The sequence below is a fragment of the Reichenbachiella versicolor genome (genome assembly GCF_003171675.1).
Taxonomy (GTDB): domain Bacteria; phylum Bacteroidota; class Bacteroidia; order Cytophagales; family Cyclobacteriaceae; genus Reichenbachiella; species Reichenbachiella versicolor.
Genome location: NZ_QFZQ01000001.1, coordinates 116,129 through 133,291 on the forward strand (window position 1 = coordinate 116,129; position 17,163 = coordinate 133,291).

At 37.5% G+C, this 17,163-nt stretch carries 14 protein-coding genes; 5 read left to right on the forward strand and 9 right to left on the reverse strand.

The window, feature by feature from the left end; genetic code table 11:
* Positions 1 to 120: 120 nt before the first annotated feature.
* From DKG80_RS00560 to DKG80_RS00585, 6 genes are all read right to left on the reverse strand, one after another.
* Positions 121 to 417: a type II toxin-antitoxin system RelE/ParE family toxin gene (locus DKG80_RS00560; protein ID WP_162555596.1), complete on the reverse strand. Its 297-nt coding sequence runs from the start codon at positions 415 to 417 to the stop codon at positions 121 to 123.
* A complete protein-coding gene (locus DKG80_RS00565) occupies positions 417 to 659 on the reverse strand; it encodes a hypothetical protein (RefSeq protein ID WP_109829339.1) in 243 nt (80 codons plus the stop codon). The genes DKG80_RS00560 and DKG80_RS00565 overlap by 1 nt, the downstream gene beginning before the upstream one ends.
* Positions 660 to 890: 231 nt before the next feature.
* Entirely contained in the window at positions 891 to 2,771 is a 1,881-nt protein-coding gene (locus DKG80_RS00570) for a peptidase associated/transthyretin-like domain-containing protein (protein WP_109829340.1), read from the reverse strand.
* The gene (locus DKG80_RS00575; RefSeq protein ID WP_109829341.1) at positions 2,731 to 3,729 is read right to left on the reverse strand and encodes a FecR family protein; all 999 of its coding nucleotides are present in this window, start codon (positions 3,727 to 3,729) and stop codon (positions 2,731 to 2,733) included. The genes DKG80_RS00570 and DKG80_RS00575 overlap by 41 nt, the downstream gene beginning before the upstream one ends.
* 33 nt (positions 3,730 to 3,762) lie before the next feature.
* A complete protein-coding gene (locus DKG80_RS00580; protein ID WP_109829342.1) occupies positions 3,763 to 4,329 on the reverse strand; it encodes an RNA polymerase sigma-70 factor in 567 nt (188 codons plus the stop codon).
* Between the two features lie 84 nt (positions 4,330 to 4,413).
* Entirely contained in the window at positions 4,414 to 5,322 is a 909-nt protein-coding gene (locus tag DKG80_RS00585; RefSeq protein WP_109829343.1) for a hypothetical protein, read from the reverse strand.
* A gap of 127 nt (positions 5,323 to 5,449) precedes the next feature.
* Here DKG80_RS00585 and DKG80_RS00590 point away from each other — a divergent pair, with 127 nt between their 5' ends.
* A complete protein-coding gene (locus DKG80_RS00590; RefSeq protein ID WP_109829344.1) occupies positions 5,450 to 6,079 on the forward strand; it encodes a toxin-antitoxin system YwqK family antitoxin in 630 nt (209 codons plus the stop codon).
* 201 nt (positions 6,080 to 6,280) lie between these two features.
* Entirely contained in the window at positions 6,281 to 7,984 is a 1,704-nt protein-coding gene (locus tag DKG80_RS00595; protein ID WP_109829345.1) for an LptF/LptG family permease, read from the forward strand.
* Between the two features lie 12 nt (positions 7,985 to 7,996).
* Here DKG80_RS00595 and DKG80_RS00600 read toward each other — a convergent pair whose 3' ends face one another.
* Positions 7,997 to 8,515, reverse strand: a complete 519-nt coding sequence (locus DKG80_RS00600) for a peroxiredoxin family protein (RefSeq protein WP_109829346.1) — start codon at positions 8,513 to 8,515, stop codon at positions 7,997 to 7,999.
* Between the two features lie 131 nt (positions 8,516 to 8,646).
* On the reverse strand, positions 8,647 to 9,216 hold the full coding sequence (locus tag DKG80_RS00605) for a CAP domain-containing protein (RefSeq protein WP_162555597.1): 570 nt from the start codon (positions 9,214 to 9,216) through the stop codon (positions 8,647 to 8,649).
* A gap of 236 nt (positions 9,217 to 9,452) precedes the next feature.
* On the opposite strand from DKG80_RS00605, the gene rpsO reads away from it, so the two are divergent.
* Positions 9,453 to 9,728: a 30S ribosomal protein S15 gene (gene rpsO / locus DKG80_RS00610; RefSeq protein WP_109829348.1), complete on the forward strand. Its 276-nt coding sequence runs from the start codon at positions 9,453 to 9,455 to the stop codon at positions 9,726 to 9,728.
* 125 nt (positions 9,729 to 9,853) lie between these two features.
* Entirely contained in the window at positions 9,854 to 12,010 is a 2,157-nt protein-coding gene (pnp, locus tag DKG80_RS00615; RefSeq protein ID WP_109829349.1) for a polyribonucleotide nucleotidyltransferase, read from the forward strand.
* Between the two features lie 93 nt (positions 12,011 to 12,103).
* Here pnp and DKG80_RS00620 read toward each other — a convergent pair whose 3' ends face one another.
* Positions 12,104 to 13,711, reverse strand: coding sequence for a tetratricopeptide repeat protein (locus tag DKG80_RS00620; RefSeq protein ID WP_109829350.1), 1,608 nt, complete (start codon positions 13,709 to 13,711; stop codon positions 12,104 to 12,106).
* Between the two features lie 224 nt (positions 13,712 to 13,935).
* Between DKG80_RS00620 and DKG80_RS00625 the strand changes: the two genes are divergently transcribed.
* Positions 13,936 to 17,160, forward strand: coding sequence for a DUF1553 domain-containing protein (locus DKG80_RS00625; protein WP_109829351.1), 3,225 nt, complete (start codon positions 13,936 to 13,938; stop codon positions 17,158 to 17,160).
* The last annotated feature ends 3 nt before the right edge of the window (positions 17,161 to 17,163 follow it).

Sequence of the window (17,163 nt, forward strand, 5' to 3'; positions counted from 1 at the left end):
TGGTTTTCTATTGACAAGTGGTAGCAATTATTACAAATCCCTCTGAAAGCTTTGTTAGGTTCATTTTAACATATTGATTTAGATGATATCAGATAGTTGTTAAGAATATATTGAATACTATTATATCTTTCTTTTATGCGCCAGTTTAACAATGTGAACTTCGGTTTCTGTTACATCATATATCAATAGATAAGAGAATATTTCTTTGTACCTGTAGTTTCCAGGTATTCTTTCCATCGGCGGATAACTTTCATACCTTTCGGGCATATTTTTTAAGCTTCTTGCTGTCTTTAGGATTTCTGTTCTTACCTGTTTAGCATTGGTTTCTGATTGCTGTTTAATGTGATCATAGATATAGCGTAGTTCTATTTTCGCTTCGTCATCCCACTTGACGATATACTCCTTAATTTTGTTCACTACCAGTTTTCTGCTTCCTTCTCTATATCGTCTTGTGTGGTGTATTTACCAGATTGGATACGTTCTTTTGCCGCTAAAATATCTGATCGCATTTGTGTCTCCGTGATGGGGGCACCAGAGGATTGAGAAGCTATTACTGTGTCTCGATTGCGAATTATATGCTTAAGTTGAGTTATTAGATTGATGTCTTCAACTTTCAGTAGCTCTTCGATAACCATGTATTTCTCTGCTTGTATATCCATGTGTCTTTCTGAATAGTATTTATGTAAAATTAATTCAAAATTGCCATTTGAAAATTCTTTTTCTAATAACCGCCTTCAAATCAGTCTTGGAGATAACTTTCATAGAATCAACTTAATAACTTACGTAGTTTCTTAATGAAATTAACAAGTTCATAAATGGGTTAGGCACTATAATAAAGAAGTTGTGCTCTGTTTGAGGGGCTAAATAAGAATCCATTAAATTACTAACTACTAAAACCTAAGTCCGACATTGAATCCCATCCACATACCGATATAGACATCATCTTCTATAGTCTCAAACCTTCCTACAGTCTCTCTGATATTGCCATATTTACCAGTCTCTTCATCATAGATTTTCGTCACGTAGATATTTAACACGGGGCCAGCGTTGAGAGATAAGTTTTTTGCGATCGAATACCCGAAGTTGAGGTGAAAACGATTCATTAAGTTGAGATCTTGACTCGCTCTACTATCGTAAATGTCCCATATTTGATGAGCTGAAATTTCAAAGCTGTTGTAGAATTTAGGTGTATAATTGAGTTGAGTACCAATTCCAAAACCTCCAGCCAATAATGGATCTTCGCCTCTCCATTCGAAACTAGAAGATAATATGGTATATAGACTATAGCCTCCAGATCTAAAACTTAGCGTCGCATCCATAAAGTCACTGTACTCGAGTCCGATTTCAGATTTACCATTTTTAGAGATATTGATCAGTCCAAATGTTCCAGAGTTTTTGGTCAATGAATCTGCGATATTGATTAATCCAAATTGAAAGCCATCCATACTTTTAGCTCGGTTGACTATTCCTGTCATTTGCATACCATTGATCTTTTCAGCGGTATTGACAATGCCTGATAGTTGCAAGCCGTCTACATCTTTGGCAGTATTAACACCTCCAGATAACTGTACACCATTTAGATTTTTGGAAGAATTATGAAAGCCGGAGAGCTGTATACCGTCGATGTTGTTTTTGGCAAAATTGGAAAAACCTGATACTTGTAATCCATCAATTCTATCCGAACTGACATTACTAAATCCAGCGATTTGAATACCTTCTACTTTTTTAGACACGTTTGAAAATCCCGCTATTTGCGCTCCTGATATAGAGTCCGCGGTCACGTTGTTGAATCCCGCTATCTGGACTCCCTCTATGTCCTTGCTAGCTGTATTGATAAATCCTGCTATTTGTACACCATTTACTTTACCTCCAATGGTATTACCAAAACCAGCAACTTGTACACCGACTGCATCTTTGCGAAGGATGTTATAAACTCCACCTATCTCTACTCCATGTATTCCAGCGTTGTAACCCGATATCAAATTAAAAGAGAACATGTTTTTAACATGACTACTGAGTTTGCCATTGGTACTGACTCCTGGAATGACCGATAGTTGAATTGGTCTTACTTCTTTGAACTTTACATTTTTAGAATGTTTCATCGTTTCACTTGGAGTGAAGAAATTCACAAACCACTGAGTGTCGATATTGAATCGATCCATCTCTATTTTTAGTTTCTTTTCCTTTTTGGGTTGAAGAACGATTTGGTTTTCTAAACTGCTTCTGGTGTTAATAGTCAAGACAGTATCTAGATAATTTTCTTTGCTCACCGCCACAGTGATGTACTCTCTTTTGGAGGAGACGGTGAAATCAAATTCACCAGCTTGGTTGGATAGAGTAGGGGTCAGTTCATTGACTTCATACACTGATACTCCTGATATTATCTCTCCAGTGGTAGCGTCCGTTATTTGACCCGCTACTAGGAAGTCCTTTGGCGTTTTTTCTAATTTTCTTTTTTGGATAATGTAGTAGTTGCCCCGTTTCTTCGTTTCAAATTCTCTGGGAAGTATCTCAGAGATGATATTGTCAATAGATTCGTTTTTGAACGATTTGTTGACTACAGATGCTTGATCAAATAGGTCAGGATTGTAGGATAGTTTTACATTTTTCAAGGATTGGACTTGTTTGAGAGCTGCTACTGTAGATGTGTTCTCAAACTGGATAGAATAAGACTGCTGAGCTTCAACTGTAAGACTAATAGTCAAGCTAAAAACTAATGCAGTGACCCATCTACTCACAGCCACTGCCTTGTAAAATGTATTGATTTTCATGTTGTTGTACTTCTAATGAAAGTGTTGTACTTATAATGTCGATGACATTCTCGAGAGGTTCATTTTCGAACCGAACAGAAATTTTACAGTTTTCGAAGTTGCTTCCCGAAAGTATGATATTGCTCTCGTAGCTCTTACTGATAATATTAACAGCTCTGGATAATGATACGCCATCAAAATCTAGTGTGCGTGTCCTCCAGAAGTTCCCGATACTGTTTTTGGGAGTTTCTACACTTCTTATATCTGTAGAGGAGGATACAAACACCCCACTTAGACCAGGTGTCAATACTTGAGCATCTCTGGAAGATTTGAACCATACCTTTCCAGTTTCAACCGATACTACTACACTATCGGACTTGCTCGCATCGATATCAAAACTTGTTCCTAGGACTTGAACCTGAGTGTTGGGTAAGTCAATTACGAAAGGAGCATCAGGGTTTTTGGTAATGTCAAAAAAAGCCTTTCCTTCTAGTTTGACCTTTCTTTCTTGATCAGAAAAAGAGGAAGGATAAGTAATAGAACTTCCATCACTCAATAGAACAATGGATCCATCCTCTAATGTCAAAGAGGTTTTATCCGCATTGGCCGTAAAGGTTACATCAGAGATGCTATTGATCTGTATCCAGTAAAATAACCCAGTTCCTATCAATAAAATAATAGATGCAGCGATTCTCAATGCGGTATAAGAAATCTTGATATGAAGAGCTGGTTTCTCAAAGTGAATTTCTTTGAACTGATTCCAAGCGGAGGAGGTATTGTATTGTTTTTGTTCCTTGCCAACCTGAGATATAGCTTTTTGATCGAGATAAAGCAGTTGAGTCTCATCGAAGAATTTGAGGTTGTCCTTAGATTCGGACTTCCAATTTTCTATTAACTCGACATCACTTGCAGATAATTCTTCATTGAAATATCTGTAAAGTAATTCTTCGTTGACGTTATGTTTTGATTCGCTATTCATGCGTAGTTATTCTTTTGACACCTAAGATTAATTTTACCCTGACAGATTTTTTTCGATGGCCCATAATACCCAAAAAACAAACTGCGGAACATATTGCTGAAGTGCCTTTCTCATGACCTTCAAAGCTCGGCTCATCTGCGTTTCTACTGTTTTGACTGAGATTTTTAGTTCGTCAGCTATCTCACGATATTTTTTTTCTTCGTATCGACTCATTATGAAAATTTGTCGGCATTTTTCTGGAAGCTCTTCTAGTGCTGAATCGATTTGTTTCTGCAAGTCGTCTAATTCCATGAAGTCAGTCGAGTCACTATGATCTCTATGCATTTCATAGTTTTCATGTTCTCTTATGATTTTCTGGTGCTTTAGATTATTCAGGCATGCATTTCTGACTGCACCGAATAGATAGGATTTGATATTAGTTTTTATTTCAAGATCTGATTTCTTAGACCACACCTTTGAGAAGGTTTCTTGAACTATCTCTTCAGCTTCTTCATGATCTCGGAGATATTGATAAGCAAAGTTTGTAAGAGGAGAATAGTACTCTTTGAAAACCTTTTCAAATGTCCTAGAGTTGGAGATGTCGGTAATGGATGTTGACATATTTGTAAAGAGTTAGGATAAAAACGGGAATAAAAAAAGCGTTGAGTCACCCCAACGCTTTCATAATTTTCTTAATTGGAAGAATTATTGAACCATTTCAGTTCTAATTCTCTTCACTTCCAAAATCACATCAGCCAACAATTTTTTGTCTAAAACTAATGTCTTATCACCTTCACTGATTCTTGTCTTTACATCTTTCAAGTCTTCTTTGTAAAGAGCCTTTAAAATGTCAAATTCAGCAATGACCTCAGCGATAACTGGATCGCTTTCTAGATCTTTCAATAATTTAATGACATCATCTAAAGGTTTCTCTTGATCGATAATCACTCTCACGATTGGCTCAAGGATGATGTTTTTCTGAGCTTCAGGAAGTAAGTCTTCTGGATACGTTTCCAATACCATACAAGACAAGTACAATCCTTCGATATAGCTACCAGAAAGAACCAATGCCACCATTTGAAGTCTATCAGTTGCTTCGAGTTTTTGTTCAGCTACATCCAGAGCGTAGTTGATCAAGTTTGCTAAAGAATCTTTGTTGCCAAGATTTTTTTCAAATCTCTCCATCAATTCTAATTCAAAAGCAGAAGCGATACCGATTTGGTCAGCTAGCTTTTGGCAAGCCTCCATATATTTTAGAGCATCCTGTGCTTGATCGTATGAAGAAAGGTATCCAATATCAGAAGCAAATGCTCCCAAGTTCAAGGCCGCCTTATCGGCAGAGTTATAATAGTTCTTTGCGTTTTCGATCGGATTGATCAATTCTTTGTTGAATTCTGCACCAGTAGCCATCAACATGTATGGAACCTCTGATGGAGGTGGCATGTCATGTACCACTTTGTCGATTTCATTTAATAATTGCTTTTCAGCAGCTTCATATACTTCTGCTTCAGCTTCTAATTCAGTCTTGGATTTTTTATTCGACCCACAAGAGCTCAAAATAAGAGCCGCAACCACTACTGAAAGGATGCTTTGTAAGTTTTTGGAGTTAATCATAGTTAGTATTTTGTGATTTTGCAGTGCCAATTTTAATATATTTTTGACTAGTAATAAAACGCACTTCACAATATAATTTGGAACTAATACGTTCTGCATGCTTTTTGTACCGTATTAGTACGCTAATATGAAAATTTTTATCTCCAGTTTATTTCTATTGATTTTAGTTGAGTCTCATAGTCAGCTAAATGCTCAAACACATCAAACTCATTATCCAAATGGGAACCTCAGGTCTTCAGGGACTCTGGTTGATGGACAGCAACATGGTCAGTGGCAATATTTCTACCCAAATGGTTCTTTGAATGTAGATACTCAATACAAAAAAGGTAAACAGTATGGTGTGTGTCAAACTTATTGTCCAGACGGAGGGATAATGAGTGTTGAGAATTATGAATACGATTATTTAGTCGATAGTGCGAAATACTACTATTGTTCAGGCCAGCTTAAAAGAGTTGGGGTTTATAAAAGAGGTCTGTACGAAGGTCCGTGGTTGTCGTATCATGAAAATGGAGAGATAAAATATAAAGGCAGTTATTACCTAGGAGAGCCTCATGGCGAATGGTTTACTTATAATGAAAGCGGTATGTTGGTCGAGGAGGGTAGTTACAAAGAAGGAGAATATGATGGTTTATGGAAGTTTTACAACAATGATGGTCAATTGACTTTTGAAGGTAATTATGCTTTTGGCAAGGAAGTTGGTGAATGGTATCAATATTCCAAAAAGGGAAAGAAAAAGCTTTATAAGAAATATGATTAGTCAATTTGGTGGTCTAAACATTGAAGGCTAAACTGATTTTCAATTTATTTGCCACATGAACAAGTCGCAGAAGATCTTTTTAGTAGCGTTTATCATATTTATCCTCATTTTATTATTCTTCGTGATTGATTTTGCGAAGCGCACGAAGTTTAGAAAAATGTCAAGTGATGTGGCTCGTCCTGAATTAGTTCTCAAAACTGTATGAAGAAATTAGATAAGCTGATTCTCCAGCAATTTTTGTCGCCATTTATTCTGACTTTTTTGGTGGCCGTATTTATTCTGCTTCTGCAGTATATGCTCAAGTATTTCGATGATTTTGTCGGAAAGAATCTAGGTTTTGGAGTATTCGCAGAGCTGATGCTATACTTCAGTGTCAATATGATGCCGATGGCGTTGCCATTAGCAGTCTTACTTTCTTCATTGATGACTTTTGGTAATCTTGGACAGCACTTTGAGCTTACCGCGATTAAAAGTGCAGGCATCTCTCTTATCAGAATCATGGTTCCGATTTTCGTATTTGTAATCTGTTTGTCTATAGGTGCTTTCTTTTTTAACAACAGAGTTGTTCCCGCTGCGAATCTCAAAGCTTACAGCTTACTCTATGACATTAAGCAGACCAAAGCTTCGCTAGATCTCAGAGCGGGTCAGTTTTATGATGGGCTTCCAGGCTATAGTATTAGGGTAAAATATAAGTACCCTGATGGTGTAGCTATGAAAGATGTATTGATCTACGATCATTCTGGGTCTAGTAGTGGTAACCTCAAAGTAATATCCTCGGATTCTTGTAGAATGTACACGTTCATTGATGACCGGTATTTGATGATGGAGTTGTATAATGGAAACCACTACATCGAAGACGATAAGAATGGAACTCTAAAAAACAAAAAGAAGAAGACCAAAGAAGATGTAAATATCAATCGTTTTATTAGAACAAAGTTTGATAGAATGGATTTGGTCTTCAGTCTTGCTTCCTTTGATCTAGATAGATCAGATGATAAGCTCTTTGCAGGAAATAGATATATGAAGAGTGTAGGTAAGCTTAAAGAGAGTATTGATTCAATGAGAACCGAAAGAAATTCGGCTCAGTTTTCATTGATGAAGAATTTGTCAACTTCATATAAGTATAACCTTGGTGGATATGTAGCACCATCAGAGACTTTCGTTCGAGACTACGATCAGATGAAGAAAAAAGAGGTTTTAGATACTATAGAAGTAACTGACGAAAATGATGAGTTAGATCTTGAGACAGAAGAGGGAATCAAAAGAGCTAAACTGAGAAGTCAGTCTTTGTCAAGGCATCCAAAGGAAGAAGTACTGGAGTTTATTGAAAATAAGTCTGTTCAAAAGGCTAGGAAAGACTCAATGTATTTGGCAGCTGTTACGAGAGATGGTGTTGACGCTTCATTGAGTGAAAAATTATCTGACAGATATCTTAGACAAGAAGCAGTTAAAAATGCTACTGAAGAGGCAAGGAAGATAAAAGCCTCCATAGGTACATCGCTCAGTAAAATGGAGAATTTTAGAAAGTCTATTGATGCTCATGTCGTAGAAAAGTTCAAGAAGTATGCACAGGCATTTTCTTGTATCGTCATGTTTTTAATAGGGGCACCGCTCGGAGCCATCATCAAAAAAGGAGGATTAGGATTTCCTGTGGTTATTAGTGTGTTCTTCTTCGTGATATTCTATGTGGTGACCAGTGTGATGGATAAATGGGCCAAAGCAGGTAGGATAGAAGGCTTTTATGCTGCTTGGATGGCAAATTTCGTATTGTTTCCACCGGGATTAATATTCCTCAAACAAGCCAGAAAAGATGCTAGATTATTCGATCCGGACTTCTATTTGATTTGGATTGACAAGGCTCAGAAATGGTGGGAGGAGCGTCAGAAATCAAAGAGAAAAGCTTAATACAGCTTTTCTCTAATTGTTGATTTTATTCATTTTCTCGACGAGTTGATCGAATGAATATCTGTCTCGATTGTTTTTTCCAACATATCTAAATACCTCTTTGCCTTTTTCATTTAGTAGAATAAAAGCAGGGTAATGAACTAGTTGCTTGTGGAAGAAGTAGCCATGAGGGATTTTAAATTTTCTGGCTAGCTGAGCTTCTTTGTCTTGATAAATTGTAATGTCAATTCCATCATCTTTTGAAAGGTCATCAGCCCACTCTTGTATTTCAGCATCGGTGTCAGGCTTGATAAATAATTGTTCAACATTAGGCAGTTCACCTGCTCTGTTGTAATAGTTCATGGTATGTCTCATGCATACAGGACATTCTGTTTTCAATAAAAAATGTAATGCTATATACCGACCCTTAGCTTCATTTAATGTAAACTCTTTGTCATTTGTTACAGATTGAAGTGTGAAGTTTTTCACTTTTTGAGAGTAAATCTGTGTTGATATGAAGAGTGTTAGAAGAGTAACAAGTAAAACTTTCATATTTTGAATTTTATAGTATTGAGTTTCTATTATGGAATTTTTAATTAGTTGGTTCCAATGTTTTTTGATTTCTGAATTAGCTCTTGCTTGTAAAGGGTGGGTACCTCAGAGTGCGGTTAGTTAAAGAGGTATTATTTATTCCCTAACACCATAGTCCAAAGAGCTCCATCGTCTGATCTAGCCACACCAATGTGTGTTGCATTTCCATTCATGATGTTTTTACAGTGTCCTTCGCTATTCATCCATCCATCCATTACTGATTCTTCAGATTGATAGCCTTTTGCAATATTTTCTCCTACAGGGAATCCATCAAAGTCTGTTTCTTTTACTCTGTCAGAGAATGAAGATCCATTAAGTCCATCATGACTGAAATAATCGTTTTTTTGCATATCGTTACTATGGTCTAAGGCTGCTTTAGCTAGGTTGTCATCCCACTCAAGTGCAGGTACAGCTTCTTTACTTGTTTTATTACAAACAACTCCTGCTTCTCTATGCTCATTGATAATGGCTAGTATTTGAGAGTTATCGATGTTTGTTTCTATTCCTGATTCAGTATTACTTTCATCAACAGTACTTTCTTCTTCATTATTGTCATTTTCAGGATCATTGCTGCTTTCATCTTCGCTACAAGCAAAACAAAATGCGATTATAAGGGAGAAAGTGAGAGATTTTAAAAATGAATTAATTATAACTTTATTCATAACTATTAGAATTTTTTGGTTAAGATATATAGTATCTCTTGAAGCTGTCAACATCATTATTAACTAAATCTGAAGAAGTATGAATTGTGGTTACCTAGGCTTTTAACTCACCAAAAGTTTTGAACTTGATATACGGATTTGGGATGGGTATAAATTATTGTTCATTGTTATTATATCATTTGTAATTGTGTAAGTTTGCAGCTTAAATTTTTAGAAACTTTTAAATCGTACTAAGCATGTATTTAGAAACAGAAAAGAAACAAGAGCTTTTCGAGAATCATGGTCGGGCGAAAGCTAAAAAAGATACAGGTTCTGCAGAGTCGCAGATCGCTCTTTTTACTTTTCGTATCAATCATTTGACTGAGCACTTGAAAACTCACAAAAAAGATCACTCTACTAGATTAGGTCTTTTGAAATTGGTAGGTAAGAGAAGAAGTCTTCTAGATTACCTTTACAAAAAGGATATCAGTAGATACAGAGCGATTATCGCTGAATTAGGTATCAGAAAATAAGATATGCGCAGAAGGGAACTCTAAAGGGTTCCCTTTCTTGTTACTTTCTCACTCTTTTTTAAGAAACGAATTTTGGCTATTACTCACACTCATTCACTCGGTCAAAATTCACTAAACGTAAACTTATGTCATTGAACGTAGTAACTAAGTCCATCAATTTACCAGATGGCAGAGAGATTACGATTGAAACAGGAAAACTTGCTAAGCAGGCTGATGGTTCGGTTGTAGTCAAAATGGGAGGCACAATGCTTCTCGCTACTGTAGTGTCTGTAAAAGATGCTAAGGACGGCGTTGATTTCTTGCCTCTATCTGTGGATTATCAAGAGAAATTCGCTGCAGGAGGTAAGATTCCAGGAGGTTTTTTAAAGAGAGAAGGAAGACTTTCAGATTATGAAATTCTTGTGAGTAGATTGGTAGATAGAGCTTTGAGACCTTTGTTTCCAGGTGATTATCATGCAGATACTCAGGTAGCAATCTCATTGATTTCATTGGAGGAAGGTGATCTTCCTGATGCATTGGCTGCATTGGCTGCATCTGCTGCTATCGCCGTATCGGATATCCCTTTCCACGGCCCTATCTCTGAAGTAAGAGTTTCTTATAAAGATGGTGAGTACACAATCAATCCTAGCAAAGAACAATTAGAAGGTTCTGAATTAGATATGATCATCGCTGGTACTGAGAAAGATATCATGATGGTTGAAGGTGAATTGCTTGAAGTTTCTGAAGAGATAATGATCGGAGCGATCAAAACGGCTCACGAGGCTATCATAGAGCAGTGTAAACTTCAAAACGAATTGACTATTGCTGTTGGTAAAACTGAGAAGAGAGAGTATTCTCACGAAGATAGCGATGAGGCATTATTCGAAGATATTAAGGCTAAAACTTACGACAAAGTATATGCTGTTGCTAAAGAAGGTCTTGCTGATAAAGCGCTAAGAAAAGAGAAGTTCAAGGCGATCATCGATGAGTATGTTGAGGCATTGCCTGAGCTACCAGAAGGTGAAGAGTACAACGACTTTTTGATCGGGAAATATTACCACGATGTGGAAAAAGAAGCGATCAGAAACTGTGTACTTGAAACAAGAGTAAGATTAGACGGTCGTCAATTAAACGAAGTAAGACCAATTTGGTCTGAAGTAGACTATTTGCCTTCAGCTCACGGTTCTGCTGTATTCACTAGAGGAGAGACTCAATCATTGACTTCTGTGACTTTAGGTACTAAGTTAGATGAGCAAATGATTGATGGAGTAGTTCACTCTGGATATAATAAGTTCATGCTTCATTACAACTTCCCAGCTTTCTCTACTGGAGAAGCTAGACCAGCAAGAGGTCCTGGACGTAGAGAAGTAGGTCATGGAAACTTAGCATGGAGAGCAATCAAGCCAATGCTTCCTGCTGATGATGAAAATCCATATACGATTCGTGTAGTATCTGACATTCTAGAGTCAAATGGGTCATCTTCTATGGCAACCGTATGTGCTGGTTCATTAGCACTTATGGATGCAGGGGTTTCGCTTAAATCTCCAGTATCTGGTATCGCAATGGGAATGATTTCTGATCCTGAGACTGGTAAGTATGCAATCTTGTCAGATATCTTGGGAGATGAGGATCATTTAGGAGATATGGACTTCAAAGTGACTGGTAACGATAATGGTATCACTGCTTGTCAGATGGATATCAAGGTTGATGGTTTGTCTTACGAAGTGTTGACTGAGGCATTGATGCAGGCTAAAGAAGGTAGAACTCACATCTTGAACGAGATGAGAAAGACCTTGTCTGAGTCTAAAGCTGAGATGAAAGATCATGCTCCAAGATCTCATACGATGAAGATTGATAAGCAAATGATTGGACCATTAATCGGGCCAGGTGGTAAGATTATTCAAGAAATCCAGAAAGAATCAGGTGCTACGATTGTAGTAGATGAAGATGATAACAATGGAATCGTAAACATCTTTGCTAATGATGGTACTTCTATGGATGATGCATTGAGACGTGTGAAGAATATCGTAGCGATGCCTGAAGTAGGTGAGGAGTACGTAGGTAAGGTGAAATCGATCATGCCGTTCGGAGCTTTCATTGAGTTCATGCCTGGAAAAGATGGTTTACTTCACATCTCTGAGATCAAGTGGGAAAGACTTGAGTCTATGGATGGTGTGCTAGAAGCTGGTGAAGAAGTGAAAGTGAAGTTGATCGATATTGACAAGAAAACTGGTAAGTTCAGGCTGTCAAGAAAGGTGTTACTTCCAAGACCTCCAAAGCAAGAGAAAGCTAAGAAAGACTAATTAAGGTCTTAATTGATATTTTAAAAACCCCATTTCGATTTCGGAATGGGGTTTTGTTTTCTAATACATATCTGAATGTATGTGGTACTTTGCTTAAATAGAGTCAATAAACTCTACTAGGTTATCTTCCTTTTTTAGTCCTAGGCGTTTTCTGAGTCTGTACCGAGATGTGTTAGCGCTTTCTGGTGAAATACCAAGCAGCTTAGCCATTTCCTTGCCTGAGAAGTTAAGTTTAATCAACGCACATATTTTGTGGTCGTATGGTTTTAAGTGTGGGAATTGCTCTTTAAGTTTTTCGAAAAAATCACTGTTTACTGCTGTGAATCGATTTTCAAACTCCAACCAACTGATATCTTTATTTACCTTGATATTGTTGATGAGTGATTGTACTTCTTTCGAATTGGAAGATTTTTGCAGTTTATCCAAGTCTTCTTTCAGGTCAGAAAGTAGTTCATCCTTAGCGATGATTTGAAGTGTTGAATTCGTTAATTCTCGATTCTTAATAGAAAGGATCTCTTTGTTTTTAGCGTCTTCTTCTTTTCTTTTTTGTTCCAGTTTAGCCTGTTCTTCTTTGTGTTTTCTTCGTATTCTTCTAAACCAAATAATAGCCATTACACCAAGGAAAATAGTTGAGACAGAAATTATTATTGTTCTGAGCCACCAGACTTGTTGCTCATGTTCCAGCTGAGTGATGCGTTGCTCTTTGAGTAATTTTTCTTTCTTCTCTTTAGCGATACGAACGTCGTCTTTGATTTCAAGCAGGTATCGGTTGTTTTCACTTCGACTACTATATAGCCATTCATTGATTTTATTACCTGTGATGAGGTATTTATTGGCATTCCTGAAATCACCTATACTTTGATAAGCCTTTGCCAACTGCAAGTAAATATCTGGTATGTAATTTAGGTGCCTAAGGTGTTCATATCCATTGAGTATGGACTTGCTGTAATACTCAATAGCTTTGTCATAGTTTTTAGAATATAAGTGAAGGTCCCCCAGGTTGGAATAGAATATTACCATGTAAGACTGAAGGTTGTTTGCGATAGAATCTTCAATAGGGATCAATTGTTTTCGAGCTTTTTCATAATTACCATTCCAGATTGCTTGATAACCATCTTCAGCTCTTACTAGCAGTCCAGTTGACCAATAAAGTTTACAGCTATCTAAGTAGATCTTTGCTCTTTGTAAGTCATTACTGAATCGATAATGAATGGCTAGAGGAAAGTAGCTACTTCCAAGCTCTTTTTGTTCAGCTTTTCCTTTGGCTACAAGTTCTTTTCTAATGACTAGAGATTTTTCTATGTAATCCAGTGCTACATCTCTTCTTTCATATAAGCTATATAATATGCTCATACCATTATAGGCTCTAGCTAAAGAGATGCTATCACCCGATGCCTCCGCAAGCATGATAAGTTTCCAGTGTGTATCATAAGAGTCTCCGTAATCTACTCTTGAAGTGTAAAGAGAACCAAGTTCTCTAAGGTTGTTAATAGCAGCCAGAGTGTCACCTTCCATGAGTGCGATTTCTACTTGCTTTTCATGATGTGTAATGGTGGAATCATTTTCTGTACTGGACTTGATCAATGCCATCCAATCATTAAACTCCGGGAGCTCTTTTGATGATTTACCATAGACAGAAGTCTGAAAAATAAAGAGTGTGAAAAAAGTGAAAAGTCTATAAAGTGCTAGTCTATTATGCATGCTGATTTAGAATATACCCCTCAATAATGATGTAAATCATGAGTTTATGTGACTCCAGTCATTTCAATATTTCATTCAGTCTATATGGAGTCTATAGCTTTTATTATGTAAAAATACACGGATTATCCACTTTTGGAAAAGTGTTAGACTGGATAAGGATCTATTTTCTTGTTTGGTATTTGAAAGACACGCTTCGTTAGCAGAATGTGAAAATTGAATGTACGATGACTAAGAATTACCTTTATCTATTAGCGATTATTTGGCTTTCGGCATGTCAGATGGATTTACCAGATGACGTAGCTGAGGCATACAAGACTCTGCCCAAAGAGTTAGATTTTAATATACATGTAAAGCCTATTTTGTCAGACAAGTGTTTTGCTTGTCATGGACCAGATAATCAAAAAATCAAAGGCGGATTACAACTACATGATTCGGAATTTGCTTATGCGGAACTACCAGAAAATCCAGGGAAGCACGCTATTGTTCCGGGAAGTCTAAAAAATAGTGAAGCCTTTCTTCGTATCATTTCAGATGATCCTGAATATGTAATGCCGACTCCTAAGTTCAATGTAACCTTGACTGCACTGGAGAAAGCTACATTGACCAAATGGATTGAGGATGGAGCTAAGTACGAGCCGCATTGGTCTTTTACTAAGATAGAAAAAGAAGAAGTTCCAGACGTTGAAAACGAAGAGTGGGTAAAAAATGAAGTCGACTACTTTGTATTAGAGAAGCTTGAGGAGAAAAAATTACAACCAAGTGAAGAGGCGAGCAAGCATTCTTTATTGAGAAGGTTAACACTAGACTTAACAGGATTGCCACCTACAGTAGAAGAAATTAAGGCTTTTGTGTTGGATGACAGTGAAGGTGCTTATGAAAAGCAGGTAGATAGATTATTAGCTTCTGAGCATTATGGTGAGAAGATGGCTGCTGATTGGTTAGACTTAGCACGCTTTGCTGATACCAACGGATATTCTACGGATAGAGAAAGAGACATGTCACCTTGGAGAGATTGGGTGATTAATTCCTTTAACAAAAACCAGCCATATAATGAGTTCGTGACTTGGCAGTTAGCGGGGGACTTACTACCAAATGCTACTCAGGAGCAAATTTTAGCTACTGGATTCAATAGGCTCCATCCTCAAAATGCTGAAGGAGGAATTGTAGATGAGGAATTTAGAGTAGAGTATGTGGCTGACCGAGCATCTTTGACTGGTCAGGCATTCATGGGATTGACTTTAGCTTGTGCTAGGTGTCATGATCACAAGTACGATCCTATTTCGCAGAAGGACTTCTATGAGATGTATAGTTTCTTCAATAATGTAAATGAAACAGGACAGATATCTTGGGCAAGTACTGATATTCCTGTTCCTACTATGCTAATGCCAACTGATGAGCAAAAGGATAAAATTGATTACTTGAAAAAGATTACCTCGGAAGGAAAGTCTCAGCTCGAAGAAGTAAAAAAATCTGAAGCAAATAATGTTCAGAAATGGATTGATAATGGATTATATAAGAAGGCTAGTTCTTCACCTAAAGGACTGGTAGCTCACTTCAATTTAAACAATACACTCAAGAATAAGCTTGGCTCTGAGAAAGGCAAAATGGAACGTTTTGGAAGTAAGAAGGAGCTTCCGAACTATGTCAAGGGCAAGTCGGGTCAAGGTTTGAAAATGGACGGAGATACTTGGCTCGACCTGAAGCCAGTAGGGATTTATGGTCGTGCTGATCAATTCACAGTTTCAGCTTGGGTGAATGTACCGTCAGAGTTGGAAGAAGGAGTGATTTTCCATAAGAATAAAGGATATAGACTTTATAGTCAGAAAGGTTATAATGTATATATCAAAGATGGGCAGCTACAGGTGATTCTGGCACATACTTATCCTGAAAATGCTATAATTAAAATATCTAAAGAAGATATTCCTCGAGATCAATGGACACATATAGCGATGACGTATGATGGCTCTAGTAAAGCGAGTGGTGCTAAGTTGTACTTGAATGGCAAGGAGATAGAAATGACTGTGGAGAATGATAACCTCTACAAAGAATTCAAATTCAACCAAATGACAGATCAAATCCATAAAAACCCAGTTGAACCAGGGTTGAAGTTTGGAGGAAGATGGAGAGGTCTTGGATTGAAAAACGGATTGGTCGATGAAATCAAGGTCTTTGATAGAGAGTTGAGTGCTTTAGATGTGATGTCTTTGGGTAATAATGAGTCTTTCAAATCTTTATTGGCAGCTGCACCCACTAGTTTGTCCACGACTCAAAAAGAATTACTTGAAGAACACTACTGGAATAATTTCTCAGCTGCCTACGATCAGGCCAAAAAGTCTTGGGAGAAAGCCGAGGCAGAAAAAGTGGCTTTAGTAGATGAGGTTCAAGAAATCATGGTCATGAAAGAGATGGAAGAGCCGCGTGAGTCATTCATTCTGGAGAGAGGTGCATACGATGCACATGGGGAACAAGTATTTCCAGGTGTGCCAGATTTGATTTTACCATTCGATGAGTCTTATCCTAAAAATAGATTGGGGCTAGCACAGTGGTTAGTGAGCAGAGATCATCCATTGATGGCTCGTGTGACAGTAAATAGGTACTGGCAAAACTATTTTGGGAACGGAATAGTCAAAACTACAGAAGACTTCGGTAATCAAGGAGAGCTACCTACGCACAGAGAATTGTTGGATTGGTTAGCAGCTGAGTTTATTGAAAGTGGCTGGGATGTAAAAGCGCTTCAAAAGAAAATGGTAATGTCTGCTACTTATAGACAATCTTCTTATTGTCCTGAAGAGTTGAGAGCAATCGACGGTGAGAATAGACTTTTGGCTAGAGGGCCGGTAGTTAGGCTGTCTAGTGAAATGATGAGAGATAATGCACTTAAAGCAAGTGGCCTGATGAAAGAAGATATTGGAGGAAAGAGTGTTAAACCATATCAGCCAAAAGGGTTATATGCCTTTGGTCATGGAGCATATCACCAAGATACAACTGATGTTATTTATAAGAGAAGCTTATATGTTTTCTGGAGAAGATCAAATCCTAATCCAACATTAGGGACATTTGATCAACCCGACAGAAGTGAATGTATTGTGAGGCGTCAAAATACTAATACACCACTTCAAGCACTTGTTCTCATGAATGATCCAGCGTATGTAGAAGCCTCAAGAAAGTTGGGAGAATCGATCACCAAAGCAGATCTACCAGCGGAGGGAGTAGCGCAGGCATTCTTAGCATTGACAGGAAGAGAAGTCGAGGAGAAGGAACTAGATGTCTTGATGAAATTGAGAGAGAAAGAAATTGAAAACTTTAAGTCTGAGGAATCTAGATCCAAAGGTTGGATGAGCATGGGGATGTATAAGCCTGACCCGTCGCTTGATCAAAATTTGTTGGCTGCCAATACTGTCGTAGCCAATGTGATAATGAATTCGGATGCAGCAATAATGAAAAGATAAGAC

Coding starts and splice junctions, on each gene's coding strand:
- DKG80_RS00605 (WP_162555597.1), bottom strand. CDS start 9,216: ATGAATAAAGTTATAATTAATTCATTTTTAAAATCTCTCACTTTCTCC.
- DKG80_RS00585 (WP_109829343.1), bottom strand. CDS start 5,322: ATGATTAACTCCAAAAACTTACAAAGCATCCTTTCAGTAGTGGTTGCG.
- DKG80_RS00570 (WP_109829340.1), bottom strand. CDS start 2,771: ATGAAAATCAATACATTTTACAAGGCAGTGGCTGTGAGTAGATGGGTC.
- DKG80_RS00590 (WP_109829344.1), top strand. CDS start 5,450: ATGAAAATTTTTATCTCCAGTTTATTTCTATTGATTTTAGTTGAGTCT.
- DKG80_RS00565 (WP_109829339.1), bottom strand. CDS start 659: ATGGATATACAAGCAGAGAAATACATGGTTATCGAAGAGCTACTGAAA.
- DKG80_RS00600 (WP_109829346.1), bottom strand. CDS start 8,515: ATGAAAGTTTTACTTGTTACTCTTCTAACACTCTTCATATCAACACAG.
- DKG80_RS00595 (WP_109829345.1), top strand. CDS start 6,281: ATGAAGAAATTAGATAAGCTGATTCTCCAGCAATTTTTGTCGCCATTT.
- DKG80_RS00620 (WP_109829350.1), bottom strand. CDS start 13,711: ATGCATAATAGACTAGCACTTTATAGACTTTTCACTTTTTTCACACTC.
- DKG80_RS00575 (WP_109829341.1), bottom strand. CDS start 3,729: ATGAATAGCGAATCAAAACATAACGTCAACGAAGAATTACTTTACAGA.
- rpsO (WP_109829348.1), top strand. CDS start 9,453: ATGTATTTAGAAACAGAAAAGAAACAAGAGCTTTTCGAGAATCATGGT.
- DKG80_RS00625 (WP_109829351.1), top strand. CDS start 13,936: ATGACTAAGAATTACCTTTATCTATTAGCGATTATTTGGCTTTCGGCA.
- pnp (WP_109829349.1), top strand. CDS start 9,854: ATGTCATTGAACGTAGTAACTAAGTCCATCAATTTACCAGATGGCAGA.
- DKG80_RS00580 (WP_109829342.1), bottom strand. CDS start 4,329: ATGTCAACATCCATTACCGACATCTCCAACTCTAGGACATTTGAAAAG.